Origin of the sequence: Actinokineospora diospyrosa, assembly GCF_024171925.1 — a bacterium.
In the GTDB taxonomy this organism is placed as follows: Bacteria; Actinomycetota; Actinomycetes; order Mycobacteriales; family Pseudonocardiaceae; genus Actinokineospora; species Actinokineospora diospyrosa.
In genome coordinates this window covers 276588-290204 of the sequence record NZ_JAMTCO010000009.1, presented here as the reverse complement: position 1 = coordinate 290204, position 13617 = coordinate 276588, and the positions used below count along the sequence as shown (strand labels likewise).

10 protein-coding genes are annotated in these 13617 nt (G+C 68.5%); all 10 read right to left on the bottom strand.

What is annotated here, in order from left to right:
* Nucleotides 1-19: 19 nt before the first annotated feature.
* The 10 genes from LV75_RS19415 to LV75_RS19370 all read right to left on the bottom strand — a co-directional run bounded on the left by LV75_RS19415 (nucleotide 20) and on the right by LV75_RS19370 (nucleotide 13555).
* Nucleotides 20-1318, bottom strand: coding sequence for a cytochrome P450 (locus tag LV75_RS19415; protein WP_253888364.1), 1299 nt, complete (start codon nucleotides 1316-1318; stop codon nucleotides 20-22).
* Between the two features lie 102 nt (nucleotides 1319-1420).
* Nucleotides 1421-2653, bottom strand: coding sequence for a hypothetical protein (locus tag LV75_RS19410; protein ID WP_253888363.1), 1233 nt, complete (start codon nucleotides 2651-2653; stop codon nucleotides 1421-1423).
* The gene (locus LV75_RS19405; RefSeq protein WP_253888362.1) at nucleotides 2650-3243 is read right to left on the bottom strand and encodes an ABC transporter ATP-binding protein; all 594 of its coding nucleotides are present in this window, start codon (nucleotides 3241-3243) and stop codon (nucleotides 2650-2652) included. The genes LV75_RS19410 and LV75_RS19405 overlap by 4 nt, the downstream gene beginning before the upstream one ends.
* Nucleotides 3244-3349: 106 nt before the next feature.
* Nucleotides 3350-5257 carry a molecular chaperone HtpG gene (gene htpG, locus LV75_RS19400; protein ID WP_301319421.1) on the bottom strand — a complete coding sequence of 636 codons (1908 nt, stop codon included), beginning with the start codon at nucleotides 5255-5257 and terminating at the stop codon, nucleotides 3350-3352.
* Nucleotides 5258-5671: 414 nt separating this feature from the next.
* A complete protein-coding gene (locus tag LV75_RS19395) occupies nucleotides 5672-6400 on the bottom strand; it encodes a hypothetical protein (protein WP_253888360.1) in 729 nt (242 codons plus the stop codon).
* Nucleotides 6393-6938: an RNA polymerase sigma factor gene (locus LV75_RS19390; RefSeq protein WP_253888359.1), complete on the bottom strand. Its 546-nt coding sequence runs from the start codon at nucleotides 6936-6938 to the stop codon at nucleotides 6393-6395. Before LV75_RS19390 ends, LV75_RS19395 begins: the two co-directional genes overlap by 8 nt.
* A gap of 177 nt (nucleotides 6939-7115) precedes the next feature.
* Nucleotides 7116-10316 (bottom strand): galactose oxidase family protein, encoded by a 3201-nt coding sequence (locus tag LV75_RS19385; RefSeq protein ID WP_253888358.1) that lies wholly within the window; start codon nucleotides 10314-10316, stop codon nucleotides 7116-7118.
* Nucleotides 10317-10524: 208 nt separating this feature from the next.
* The gene (locus tag LV75_RS19380; RefSeq protein WP_253888357.1) at nucleotides 10525-11367 is read right to left on the bottom strand and encodes an FG-GAP repeat domain-containing protein; all 843 of its coding nucleotides are present in this window, start codon (nucleotides 11365-11367) and stop codon (nucleotides 10525-10527) included.
* A 1-nt stretch (nucleotide 11368) separates the two neighbouring features.
* Entirely contained in the window at nucleotides 11369-12238 is an 870-nt protein-coding gene (locus tag LV75_RS19375) for an FG-GAP repeat domain-containing protein (protein ID WP_253888356.1), read from the bottom strand.
* 105 nt (nucleotides 12239-12343) lie between these two features.
* Entirely contained in the window at nucleotides 12344-13555 is a 1212-nt protein-coding gene (locus tag LV75_RS19370) for an MFS transporter (RefSeq protein WP_253888355.1), read from the bottom strand.
* Nucleotides 13556-13617 lie beyond the last annotated feature (62 nt).

The window sequence follows — 13617 nt, the reverse complement described above, 5'->3', positions numbered from 1 at the left end:
GCACCGGCCCCAGGCGGGGTCAGGCGTCCCAGGTGACCGGCAGCGAGTGCACCCCGTAGATCGCCATGTCGTCGCGGACCGGCACGTCGGCCGCGGGGACGGCCAGCCGCAGACCGGGCAGCCTGCGCAGCAGCTCGGTGAACCCGATGGTCATCTCGACCCTGGCCAACTGCTGGCCCAGGCACTGGTGGATGCCGTGGCCGAAAGCCAGGTGCGGACCGCGGGGCCGGGTCACGTCCAGGGCATCGGGCTGGCCGTACTGCTCGGGGTCGAGGTTGGCCATCTGCGCGGAGACCATCACGTTCGCACCCGCCTCGACGTGGTGGCCGCCGAGCTCGACGGCCACCAGCGGGGTGCGCCGGATGCCCAGGTGGATGATCGTCAAGAACCGCAGCAGCTCCTCGACCGCGGTCGCGGCCAGCGCCGGGTTCCCGCGCAGCAGCGCCAGCTGGCCCGGGTGCTCCAGCAGCGCGAAGGTGCCCAGCGCCAGCATGTTGGCCGTGGTCTCGTGGCCCGCGATGAGCAGCAGGTTCGCCATCCCGACGAGCTCGTCGTCGGTGAGCGGGTGCTCCGGGTCGGCGTGCACGAGCCCGGAGAGCAGGTCGTCGGCCGGGGCGGCCCGCTTCGCGGTGACCAGCTCCAGCATGAACGCCCGCAGCGCGTCGACCTGCTCGAGCACCTCCTCCAGCGGTGTGTCGAGGTTGAGCAGCTTGGCGGTGCGCTGCTGGAAGGTGGCCCGGTCGGCGTAGTCGACGCCGAGCAGCTCGGAGATCACCAGCGACGGCACCGGCAGCGCGAAGGCGGGCACCAGGTCGGCCGTCGGGCCCGCGGCGATGAGCGTGTCGAGGTGCTCGGTGACGATCTGGGTGATCCTGGGCTCCAGCTGCCGCATCCGGCGCACGGTGAACTGCCCGGTGAGCAGCTTGCGGTAGCGGGTGTGCTCGGGGGCGTCCATGGACAGGAAGTTGCCCGCGCGGTTCTTCGGCGAGAGCAGCCGGTCGCGGACGTCCTCGGGCAGCCTGCTCATCGCCGCCGGTGAGCGGGTCAGGTCGGAGCTGTACCTCGGGTCGGCCAGCAGTGCCCTGGCCTCGGCGTGCCCGGTGACCAGCCAGATGTCCTCGCCGTCGGGCACGGTGACGCGGTGGACCGGGCCGGTGGCGCTCAACTCGGTGAGCTTGGCCGCGGGCGCGAACGGGCACCCCGCCTGCCGGTCGGTCAGCTCGAGCGGCAGGCCGAGCAGCCGGAACGACCGCGGCGGTGCCACGGGTTCGTCCCGCGGAACGGGCAATTCGACCGGTGAAGTGGTGGGCGTGGCCATGGGAGCTCCTGTTCCCGGGCCGATCCCCAGCCGACCCGTAGCTTCTAGGGGCTGTTAACCCACGGTACCAGCGCGAGCACTCTCAGCTGCGGGATTTTCGGGTCAGAACAGCAAGGCTGCCGCACAGACCGCGGCCGCGACCGGCAGCAAACCCGCGCCGAGCAACAAGATCCCGAGCAGCAGGGCGTCGACGCCGCGGGCCACCTGCACCACCAGCCCCATCGGCACCAGGACCCCGCCCACGTCGACCATGCCGACGTTGGCGAAGTCGATCGGGGCCCGGGTGACCGACCGGACCGCGGCCGTGGCGGCCAAGGGGACAGCCACCAGGGCGGCAGGGTGGAAGTCGACGCCGAGCGCGGTCACCACCGCGAGCCAGAGCGCGGCGAGAGCGGCCAGGATGAGAGCCGCGGTGGCCTTGACCGCAAGCATGGAGTTGTTGAGCCAGCGCCGAAGCCCCGGTGTTCGGTGCAGTTGCGCGACTGGGGCCGCGAAAGGGACCGCGGCCAGGTAACCACCGATGCCGACCCACCACACTGTCGGTACAGCAGGAAACAGCCGGTGCAGCGTGGCTACCACTACGGCGATCAACCCGGCACCTACTACCGCTCTCGCGCGGGTCAAGACTCCTGCCACCAAGTAGCGCGGCAAGACGGGCTTGCGGGCGAAGACCCGTTCCAGGGATAGAGGTTGTGCTGGCGGAAGGAGTCCCCAGACGTCGAGGAACGCGACCGAGACGCGTTGGGTCATGCGGGCAGAAAAGCCTCGGACGAGCTCCTCACGCCCGGCTGTCTCGGCCAAGGGCTCCTTACGCAGCAGCAGGATGCCAATTGCGGTTGCCGCTGCCGCGCTGGCTGCCAACGGGATCGGCCAAGCCGAAGACGCCGCCAAGAGCAACGGCAGCCCGCTTTCCGCGATCCCCGGTGACTTCACCCTGCTGGCGGCTAGGGCAAGACAGCCATATCCGACGAAAAGCACGGCAGCGTAAGAGATCCCACTCCATCCCAGGACCATCCCTGTGACGGCAGCGCCATAGCCCAGGGCGGCCCACCGCGCCATCCACCCGCGCACCATCCTCTTGTTGAGCGCGGCTGCCCGTCCGTTGGTGAAGTCCTCCCACGTCAGCCATGCCGGGTCCGCCCACAGGTAGCCACGGCCCTGGGTCGACCACCACGCCACCGCGACACCGAGGCACACGACCGCCACCAGCGCGTCCGGCGGCACGACGGCGTCACCCAGCAGCGCGGCCCGCGTGGCGTCCGGCTGGTAGAACGGTGCCCCGCCAACACCGACAGCGAGGATGAGCGCCAGAACGCGGCTGCCGGTGTCACTCACCCGAGTTCGACCCGGGCCGCGCCCACCCGGTCCGCCAACGGCCCGTGATGGCTGGCGACCACGACCGCCGTCCCCCGCCGCCGCTCGGCCGCGATGAGCCCGATCAGCCACTCGCGCCCGGCGGTGTCCAGCGCCCGCTCCGGTTCGTCCAGCAGCAGCACGTCGTGGTCGCGCGCGACGGCCCCGGTGAGCAACAACCGCCGCCGCTGCCCCGCTGACAACCCCAGGGCGGGCACGTCCGCCCGCTCGTCCAACCCGGCCAGTCCCAACCAGCCCTCGACACCGCGGTGGTCAACGGCGGGGAACGAGCGCAACAGGAGGTCGAGGTGCTGGCGGGCGGTCAACTCGTCGAACAGCGCCGAGTCGTCCAGCACCACCGACACCCGCCGCCGGAACCCCACCTTCCGCTCGTCGGGGGTCATCCCGCCGACCCGGACCACCCCCGACGACACCTGCCGGGTCCCATAGAGGCACCCGAGCAGCGTCGACTTGCCTGAGCCGTTGCGGCCCGAGAGCACAACGCACTCCCCCGGCCCCACAGCGAACGTCACGTCGGCGAACAGCAGCTCACTGCCGATAGCAGCGGACACCGCCACGACCTCGACACGACGCTCTGAAGACCCTCCCACGCAGCCCACCGTACGACCGCTTCCTCGCGGTGTCCCGGTGGGCTGCGGTCCTCTTAGGGCTAGGCGCCTATAGGGTCTTCTCGAGCCTCGTGGACAGCAGGCGGACGAACCTGGTCGGGTCAGCCAGGTCGCCGCCCTCGGCGAGCACAGCCATGCCGTAGACCAGTTCAGCGGTGTCGGCCAGGTCGGGGCGCTCCTCGGCGTGCGCGGTGCGCAGCGCGGTGACCAACGGGTGGGTCGGGTTGAGCTCCAGGATGCGCTTGACGTCCGGCATGTCCTGCCCCATGGCCCGGTACATCTTCTCCAGGGTGGGCGTCAGGTCGTACTCGTCGCCGACGACGCACGCCGGGGAGGTGGTCAGCCGGGAGGACAGCCGGACCTCCTTGACCGCGTCGCCCAGCTGCTCGGTCATCCAGGACAGCAGGCCCGCGAACTCCTCGGCGCGCTGCTTGGTCTCATCGGTGTCCGCGTCGGCGTCCAGGTCGACCTGCCCCTTGGCGACCGACTGCAGCTTCTTGCCCTTGACCTCGGGCACCGACCCGACCCACATCTCGTCGATCGCGTCGGTGAGCAGCAGCACCTCGTAGCCCTTGGCCAGGAACGCCTCCAGGTGCGGGGAGTTCTCCAGGGCGGAGCGGGACTCGCCGGTCATGTAGTAGATGTGCTCTTGCCCCTCCTTCATCCGCTCCACGTACCCGGCGAGCGTGGTGAGCTTCTCGGGGTCGTTGGTGGAGGCGAAGGACGAGATGTCGAGGATGGCGTCGCGGTTGTCGACGTCGTCGAGCAGGCCCTCCTTGACCGCGCGGCCGAACTCCGACCAGAAGGTGTCGTAAGACTCGGGCTTGTCCGCCATCAGCGACTTGACCGTTGACAGCACCTTGCGCACCAGGCGCCTGCGCATCAGTTGGATCTGCCGGTCGCGCTGCAGGATCTCGCGGGACACGTTGAGCGAGAGGTCTTGCGCGTCGACCACACCCTTGACGAAGCGCAGGTACTCCGGCATCAGCTCTTCGCAGTCGTCCATGATGAAGACGCGCTTCACGTAGAGCTGGACCCCGCGCTTGCGGTCGCGCATGAACAGGTCGAACGGCGCGCGCTGCGGCAGGAACAACAGCGCCTGGTACTCGAAGGCACCCTCGGCGGAGAGCCGGATGGTCTCCAGCGGGGCGGTCCAGTCGTGGCTGACGTGCTTGTAGAACTCGGTGTACTCGTCCTCGGTGACCTCGCTCTGCGACCGCGCCCACAGCGCCTTGCGCGAGTTCACCGTCTCCGGCTCACCGCCGTCCTCCGGCTCCACCCGGATCGGCCAGGTGATGAAGTCGGAGTAGCGGCGCACGATCTCCACGACCTTCGCCCGGGAGGCGTAGTCGTAGAGGTGCTCCTCGGTGTCCTCGGGCTTGAGGTGCAGCGTGACCGAGGTCCCCTGCGGCGCCTCCTCGACCGGCTCGATCGTGTAGGTGCCCTCGCCGGTGGACTCCCAGCGGGTCCCGCCCGGCTCGCCCGCCTTGCGGGTCACCAGGGTGACCTTGTCGGCCACCATGAAGCTGGCGTAGAAGCCGACGCCGAACTGGCCGATCAGGTCCTGCGAGCCCTGGTTCTCCTTGAGCTTGCGCAGGAACTCCGCGGTCCCCGACTTGGCGATGGTGCCGATCAGCGACACGACCTCCTCGCGCGACATCCCGATGCCGTTGTCGCGCACGGTCAGCGTCCTGGCGGCCTTGTCGAGCACCAGGTCGATGTGCGGGTCCTCGGTGTCGACCTCGAGGTCTTTGTCCCGGAACGCCTCCAACCGCAGCTTGTCCAGCGCGTCGGAGGCGTTGGAGACCAGCTCGCGCAGGAAGGTGTCCTTGTTCGAGTAGATCGAATGGATCATCAACTGCAGCAGCTGGCGTGCCTCGGACTGAAACTCGAGCGTCTCGACGGTCGCGCTCACGGGGGGAACCTCTCGTCCGGTCTCGGAAAACAGCGCGGGCATCGTAGCGAAACCCGCCGCGCCCCGTGGCCGTTCCGCCCCTCGGCACCCCCGTGTGGCACAGCTCTCCCACCCCTGCTCACCCGCGCACGCCACCACCCGCTCCACCACGTCCCCGCTCGGACACCCCTCTCCCGCGCTGCCCTTCGACCGCGAGCGGCCCACTTCCCCGGAGTCGCCAGCCGACTCACCAATGCCCATTATCTAGATAGCCGATTACACAAGCAGAAGTCCAAAACTCGAAACCGTGATAACAGACTGTGATGAATGGACCGCGCTGACCGGACTGTGCTGGCCAGATCGCGCTGACCAGGTCGGAGCCGGTGGGGGGAAATGCCCGGGGCCGCGCCCGACTCCCCCTCGGACGCGGCCCCGGCTTTGGCGGGGCAGTGGGCAGACCGCCCGCCAACCCCCAGGTCAGGGCAGGGACTCGGCCATCGCGAGCAGGGCTTCCTCGCTGACCGACCCGGACAGCGAGTAGCTGCTGCCGTCGCGGTCGGTCCAGGTGAGCCTGCTGCCGTCGCAGATGACCGCGATCCGGTCGCCCTCCTGGCCGTCGGAGCCCTGCAGCACGGTGGTGACCCGGTAGTAGCCGCCCAGCCGGGCGCGGGCCCACTGACCCGCGTACGCGCCGACGTGGGTCTCCGCCACCTCGCCCACGTTGGCGGGTTTGAGGTCGATGCGCATGTGCGGCGGGTAGCGCTCGAGGCTGACCATGTCCGCGCCCCGGGTGTAGTGCACCATCGCGGCGATGTTGGTGGACGCGGTGTTGCGGGTGAAGTACTGCTGCGCGCTCCACATGCCCACCGACGACGGCGGGTCCCAGCCGGTGTCCAGGTTCAACTTGGCGAGCGGGACCACGTCCATCGACGCCCACGCGGAGCAGTCGCCGATGCCGGTCTCGGCCGAGGTGGTCACGTCCGCCGCGGTGTCGCGCAGCAGGGACTCGGCGTGCACGCTCAACGCGAGCACGGCGGCCACGGACGCGGCGGCCAGCAGGATCTTGGCCCGCGGCCTGCGCGGTGGCGCTTGCTCGACGGCTCGGGCCACTATGGTCGCCACGGTGCGGGCGGACGGCTGCCGGTCCATGGCGCGGCCGAGGTCCACCAGTTCGCGAGCCAGTGCAGGCTCCTCGTGCTCACCCATGCCGCTCCCCCGCCAGTTCCGGTTCCGCCAGTGCGCGCAACCGGGTCAACGCCCGCGACGTGCGCGACTTGACCGAGCCCCTGGGCCAGCCGAGGACCTCGGCGGTCTCGGTCTCGGACAGGTCGAGCAGGTAGCGGCAGCCGAGCACCTGCCGGTCCTTGTCCGGCAGCGAGCGCAGCATCGCCCACAGCCGCCGGTCGCGTTCGGCGACCAGCGCCATGCCCTGCGGGTCGGCCCCGTCCACGCCGTCGAGGTGCTCGCGCAGTTCCGCCGCCCGCAGCACCAGGCCCGCCCGGCGGATCCGGGACCGGTAGGAGTTGCGGGTCAGGTTGACGACGATGCGCAGCAGCCACGGCCGGAACGCGGCACCCGGGCGGAAGCCCGACAGCGCGTTGAACGCGCGGACGAACGCCTCCTGCACGACGTCGTCCGCGTCGTTCCCGGCCCCGGAGACCAGGGCCAGCCGGTGCGCCGCCGAGTGGTGGCGGCGCACGAGGTCGGCGAACGCGCCCAGGTCCCCGGCGCACGTTCGCGACACTAATTGCCCGTCCTCGTCCGTGACGCCCCCAACCCTCGACGTTGTTGAGCCCGTACCGCACCTACACCGGCCGTCGTGGGTTGGTTCCACAACAGCGAGGCACGGCCTCGCGGACAAGACAGTGTCATCTGTCCGCGCGACCGTGCCTCGCTGGCCTGCCTATAAGCGTCTAACGGCCTAGCCGATGCGAATGGTGGTAGCGATGCTAGGCACGCCTGCCGCGTCTAGCGCGAACAGGAGGTAGTGCCCAGGCAGCGCAATGCCGCGGTCGGCCGGGATGGTGAGTTGGTAAGCGTTAGTGCCAACGCTGACCGGGGTGATCGGTACCCGGCGTTGGTCGTTGTCGACCGAGTGGGTGGCCGAACTTGTGCGGACCAGCGCGAAGCGGGTCACAGTGCGGTCGGTGTCGACGCGGATGGAGGCGCCGTTGGCCGCTGTGGTCGGGGCCGTGGTGATGGCCGGTCGCGGGCGGGGGGATCCGTCCGCGTTGAGCAGGTAGGGCGGGGTGAGGATCTGACCGTCGAAGTGGTTGGTGGCGCAGTTGCCGCAGAGTCCGCCACCGCCGGAGAAGACGCGGCCGTCGGGGAGCAGGTTGGCCACGCTGTGGTAGGTGCGAGGTACCGCCACCTGGGCTAGCGCGGTGAACGTGCCCGTGGCCGGGTTCCACAGCTCTGGTGTCAGCACGGCTGTCTGGTCGCTGAACGGCACGGGCCGCTGCTGGCCACCGATGACAACTACCTTGCCGTCGGGGAGCACGACACTGTTGGCGAAGGCACGGCCTAGAGCCATGTCACCGACTCTTGTGACTACCGGGCTCGAACCGTTGATGTCGACGGTGTAGGCGCGGGTGGTGGCTTCGACGTCCTGGTAGGCGGTAGCGCCACCGACGGTCAGGATCTTGCCGATGTCGTAGAGGATCGCGTTGCCGTTCATCGCGTCGGCACTGTCGCCGCGTAGCCCGGCATTTGTCACGGTGCCGTTGCCCGCGGTGGTGATCCAGTGCATCTGCTTACTGGGTCCCGCGTGGAAGAGACGCCCACCCGAGGCCGCGAAGAGCCATGTGTGGTTGTCGGCGCGATAGGGCCCTCGCGGGTCAGCGGTGAGGAATGGGTCCGCGGGGACCCCGGGCAGTGTGCGCCAGGTGTTCGTGGCGGGCGAGTAGACCTCGGCGAGCTTGCCGCCCTCGCCCCCGCTCCATGAACCACCGACGGTGAACGCCTCACCGCTGGCCAGGGTGGTCTGCCCCTGGTAGCCCCGCGCGACGCGCATGGGGGCGGCCGCGGTCCAGGTATCGGTGTAGGGGTTGTAGATGCTCGCCTTGTCGGCGTTGCTGCCACCGGTCACCAGGATGCGTCCGTCGGGCAAGGTAGACGTACCTGGGCAGAACATGTCATGGCCGGTGTTGTCGATGCGGCGCTGGGTGACCTGGCCGGTGGTGAGGTCGTAGATCGCGGTCTGGGTGTAGCCGTTGCTGCCGCCGAACGTGTCGGCAGCGTAAGCGGACCACGTGAGCAGCTTGTTGTTCGGCAGCAGCGCGGAGGCGACCGGGACCAGCGGGAACCCGATCATCGGTCCCCACGAGCCGAGCACGCTCGCGTCGGGCGCGGCCGCGGGGGTGAGCACGTTGATCTCCGAGGCGGTGGTCCACGGGCCTCGGTTGCCCGCCTCAGTTAGCGCTGTCAGCCGGACGTAGCGCGCGGTGACCGGTACGTCCAACAGGGCAGTCTGCACGTTGGAGCTGTCAGGCCAAGAGCCTTCAGCCAGCGCGGGGCCGAAGGTAGTGCCGTCGCTGCTGACCTGAACGCGGTACTGGCCGATGTTGCCATTGCCCCCATCGCCTCGGGGGCGCACGGAGATACCCGCGACCGTTTGTGCTGCCCTCATGTCAAGGGTGATCCAGTGCGGGAGAGGCGTGGTCGTCGAGTAGCGGGAGTGCCAGATGGTGCGGTCGCTGCCATCGAGAACGTTGGTGGCGCTGCCGTTCTCGCTTGCCGTCTCCTCGTCACTGGCCACGGCAGTCCAACCGGTGCGCGGTAGTGGTGCCACCGAACCTGGGGCGGTGGAAGGCCCATAGGCGTAGAACTCGGTGATGGAGGCGCCTTGCACGGTAAGTCGGATGTAGCGGGCGTTGCCGGTGAACTGGGCCGACTTGGGGCTGCCGTCGGTCGCCCAGGTCCCTTGCGCGACCGGGGATCCGAAAGTGGAGCCGTTCGTGCTCAGGGCCACGGCATAGCTGGTGATCCGGGTAGCGGGACCGGGTGTCACCACGATCGCGGAGACCTTCTGCTCGCGCTGCAGGTCGACGGTGAACGTCTGAGAGCCCGCGCTCGCGCTCTGCCAGTAGGTGGTGTGGCGGTTGTCCACCGCGTCACCGGCAGGGTGTCCTGCCGCCGTGGTGGAAGCGGTGGCCACCCATCCGGTGCGCGACAGCGGCGGGTCGACCTTCGTAGGCGTGCCCAGGAGATCGATCTCGGCGGCGTTGGACCACACGCCGCGGTTGCCGGACTCGGTTAGAGCTGTCAACCGCACGTAGCGAGCGGTGACTGGCCCCGCGAAGAGGGCGTGCTTAAGCGAGGCGTCGTCTGCCCATCGCCCTGACGACACCGGGGCGCCGAAGGTGATGCCGTCAGTCGAGACCGCGATCCGGTACTCGCCGATGTTGCCGTTGCGGGTCGGCTCGGGGCGAGACCGGTATACAAGTCCGTTGAGGACAGTCGGCTGCTTGAGGTCGATGGTGATGCTGTGCGGCAACGGGGCCAGCACGTCATAGCGACTGTGCCAGTAGGTGGCCGGGTTACCGTCAAGCGCGTTGGCAGCGACGCCGTTCTCGTTGGTCGTCTCTTGGTCGCTCGCGGTGGCAGTCCATCCGGTGCGCGGTAGCGGAACCGTCTGAGCGGGAGCGCCCGGGTCACCCAAGATGCCGATCTCGGCGGCGCTAGCCCACGAGCCTCGGTTGCCTGCCTCGGTTAGTGCAGTCAGCTGCACGAACCGGGCGCCGCTAACAGCGAAGCTGAACGTCTTCACGGTCGGGTCGTCGGCAGCGGTACCGGCGGCGACAGGGGTGCCCCACGTGGTGCCATCAAGGCTGAGGCGAATCTCGTAACGTCCGATAGTGCCGTTACCCCCACCGGGGCGCGGTGTATAGACGACACCCGACACACGTTGGGTAGCCCGGGTGTCGATGGTGATCGACTGAGGTAGCGGGACCGCCGTTGTCCACTGGCTGTGCCAGAAGGTGCCAGGGTCTCCGTCGAGGACGTTCGAAGCGCGACCGTTCTCGCCCGAGGTCTCCTCTGTGCTCGCTGTCGCTTCCCAACCGTCGCGCGGTAGCTCTGTCGCGGTGGGGATGAGCGCCTCGGCGTTGGCCACAACGTGCATGTGGTCTGCCGAGTGTTCTTCAGGTTGATGGTCCAATGCCTGCATAAGGTAAGGGGTGGAAACAACCCCGACTGCCAACGCCACGACAAGCCGTCCGACTCGCATGATCGTCGCTTCGCTCGCGGGCGGGGTTCGTTACCCGATGAGATCCACCTCACCGGGCCGCTGCCCCCACCTGTCGGCAGGGGCAGCGGCGATCAGCGCAATGTCACGGCAGTCGAGTGAAACCACCACTACCGTCGTTGACGTACCGCTCGGAAACGCGAGTGTAGTCCGGTTGCGGCGCAAGGATTGTCAGGTCCGGGTACTGGTCGCCGTTGTGGTCGGCGAGCGACACCTGGAACTGGGGCCCCGGTCCGGAAATCGACCCGAGGGCGAGCGGCGCGCGGGTACCACCGAAGATCAACTTCGCCGAGCGGGTGCCGCAGTTGAGCGCGGCGAGCAGGTCTTGGCCGCCGTCGCCGTCGAAGTCGGCGAACACGTGCTGCGGCAAGCCTTCGCTGCACTCGTCCACGGAACCCTGCACGAGCCCGCCTGCGGCGGTGTTGTTGAACGAGCGGATGCGGAAGCTCTGGTCGCTGTAGAGCCAGACGTCCTTGCGGCCGTCGCCGGTGAAGTCGACCTGCCGGATCGCGTTGGGGTAGTTGACACCCCGGTAGACCCCGAGGACGTCCGCGCCCCATCCGTTGGGGCGCAACGCCACCAGGGAGTACTCACCGCCCCAGAAGTTGGTGGCGACGATCTCCTTGGTGCCGTCACCCCCGAGGTCGACGATCTCACCCATGTCGGGGCAGTACGGCTCTGATGCCACGGGCGACTCGTACCGGTGGTAGTTGGCGCCGTCGTAGCCTCCGCCGGGTGCGCCTAGTTCCACCGTGATGTCGCAGTAGTTCTCCCACGCCGTTCGGAAGGTAACGCGGTCAGGCAGCCCATCGCCGGTGAGGTCACCGATCACCGGTTGCTCACTGCCCCCGGCCACCGCGCTAGCGGGGAAGAACGCGGCCACTAGGACAGCGGCGACGACTACTGCGAGCTTGCGGATGCCTGCCATCTCAAGCCACCTCGGAGAAAGTGCCCGCGCCGTCGTTGTGGAACCGGCGGATGGTGGTGGTGCCATCCACAGAGGTGATGACGCCGACGTCGAGCGCTTCGTCGCCGTTCTGCTCGTTCGCGTAGACCTCGTACTGGGCGATGCCTTCGTCGTCACGGGCGAAGGTGACGGCAGGCCTACCGTTGCCGAAGTTCAACTCGGCAGTGGTGTAGGCGAAGCCGCACTGGCGCGACAGCAGGATGTCCTGGCCACCGTCACCGTCGAAGTCCGCGATCACGTGCTGCGGAATGGGGCGCCGGGAGCACACGTCGATGGAACCGGGCTCGATGCCACCCGAGGCGGTGTTGGTGAACGAGCGAAGCCGCACGCTCTGGTCGGAAGACACCCAGATGTCCTGGCGACCGTCGCCGGTGAAGTCGGCCGTGCGGATGGTGCTCGGGTAGGCCAAACCGGGGTAGGTGGTGACTATGCGGATCGTGTTGTTGTTGGCGTTCTTACGCAGCACCAAGAATGCCTTGCTCGCGTCACCCCAGCTGAAGCCGGTGGTGACGATCTCCTTGGTGCCGTCGCCACCCAGGTCGACGATCACGGCCAGGTCGGGACAGTACGGCGCCGACACCTGCGGCGAGGTGTAGCGGGACTCGACAGGCGTGCCAAAGGTCCCGTTGGCGCGCCCGTAGGCGACCTTGATGGTGCAGGCGGAGGTACTGCCGTTAGGGCCAAGCGTCACCAGGTCAGCGATCCGATCCCCGTTGACGTCACCGCGGATGGTTCCCGCGGCCGTGGTCCCCGCTGCCGCGACACCGGCAAGGGCGACCGGCAGGGTAAGCGCGGTGAGGGCGGCTAAGGCAGCAAATCTGAGCTTGCGCATGGTCTCCCCATCGTGTCGGCGACCGCGGGCGCGGTCGTCCCACCGCCAAGATCGCTTACGCCGCCCCACACGTTGAGCGTCATTGGCGGAGTTCGGCCACCCGGGCTACGAACTCACCACTGGCGCGCGCGAACGGTCTTCCCGGCTCCCCAGGACGGTCCACGCCGCCCAACCCGCCGCCACCAGCCCCACGACACCGACAACGGCAAGGGAAACCCGGAAGTCGACGAACCCGACCACGACAGCGCCAAGCGCTTGAGCAAGCGCGTTGGGGGCGTACATGACCAACTGCACGGAGCCGGTGATCCGCGCCAAGAGCTCGGGCGGGCTATCCAGCTGCATCGTGGTGGTCGCGGCTACCAACGGCGCGGGCAGCCCCAACCCGCCCACGACAGAACCTATAAGCACGAGCGGCAACAGGCTGGTCATTCGCAGCAAGACCCCAATGGCGAACAAGGCAAGCCCAATGGCAGCGAACCCGAGCGGGCTGAGTCGGCGCAACACAGCGCCAGCCACGAGCCCGGACACCACAGACCCCGTGCCCTGCACCGCCGCCAAGACACCAACGAACGCAGGCGCTAACCCCAACCCTTCGTCGATAAGCGCGAAGGTCATCGTGCTCGCGAAGCCCGCCAAGACAAGCGCAACTCCAGCCGAGACGACGACCCGGCGTAGGTGGACCATCTCAGCCAGGTAGCGCAGACCGTCTCGCACCCGGATCCGCTCCCGCTTCACCGGCGCCGCTCTTACCGGCTTCATGAGGAGACACAAGAGGGCCGCGATACCGAAACTGACAGCGTCAAGCAGTGCCACCGCTCCCCCGCCCCAAGCGGTGAACAAGCCCGCGCCCACCAGCGGCGCTATCAACTTGGTGCTCTCTGCCGCTGACATCCGCAGCCCGTTGACGTCGCCGAGCAGAGTTGGCGGTACCACCAGAGGAAGCAAGGCGGACTCAGCGGCGAAGATGGCCACATAGGCGATGCCGTAGATGAACATGACCGTGAACAGCAACCACAACCACGCCGCAGAGCGAACGGCCACCAGCGTCAACATGAGCGCCCCGGTGCCGGCCATGGTCCCCACCAGCACAGCCCGGTGACGCCCGATCCGGTCGATGGCCGCACCGATGAACGGCCCTGCCAGCGTAGGCGCCCACAACAGCACCATGACCAACGCCGCCAACGAACTGTTGTCGGTCAGCGTCATCACCCACACGCCCGCCGCTAGCGACATGGCTCCGCTACCGAAGCTGGATACGACCACCGCCCCCAGGTAGACCGACGCGTTGCGGTCGCGGAACACGCCCCCGATACCCATGATTCGATCTTGCCAGCCAGCGCGCTAGCCCATTTGGGTGATCATCGCGCTACCGGTGACAC